The 457-nt window shown below is 70.9% G+C and carries 2 pseudogenes; both read right to left on the minus strand.

What is annotated here, in order from left to right:
• Positions 1-179, minus strand: a pseudogene (locus M3636_RS29895) (acetyl-coenzyme A synthetase N-terminal domain-containing protein); the annotation flags it as partial.
• 92 nt (positions 180-271) lie between these two features.
• Positions 272-400 (minus strand): annotated as a pseudogene (locus tag M3636_RS29900) (AMP-binding protein); the annotation flags it as partial.
• Positions 401-457 lie beyond the last annotated feature (57 nt).

Raw genomic sequence — 457 nt, forward strand, 5'->3', positions numbered from 1 at the left:
AAGTACAGGGCCACGCGGTCACCGTTGCCGGCCTCCACATGGCGGTCCACGGCGTTGTACGCGGCGTTGAGGGTGCCGTCCTGGAACCACTTGGCGAAGGGCGGGTTGGACCAGTCCAGCACCTCGGTGAACGGGGTGGACCACGTGAGCAGGTCGCGGGCCTGGTCCGCCCAGAACTCCTCGCCCTGCTCCCGCCCTTCTCCAGGGCGGCGTCCACGGCGGGCTTCAGGGTGGTGGGCTTGCCGCGGCGGTAGGAGCCGTCCGCGGTGACCACGAGCTTGGCCTCGCCGTCCTCGATGCGCGAGCGCAGGGCGTCCGCGGAGAAGCCGCCGAAGACCACCGAGTGGATCGCTCCGATGCGCGCGCACGCGAGCATGGTGATCACGGCCTCCGCGATCATGGGCAGGTACACGGCCACGCGGTCGCCCTTGCCCACGCCGAGCGCCTCGAACGCGTT

This window comes from Paenibacillus sp. MER 99-2 (assembly GCF_023714095.1).
Classification (GTDB): domain Bacteria; phylum Bacillota; class Bacilli; order Paenibacillales; family Paenibacillaceae; genus Paenibacillus.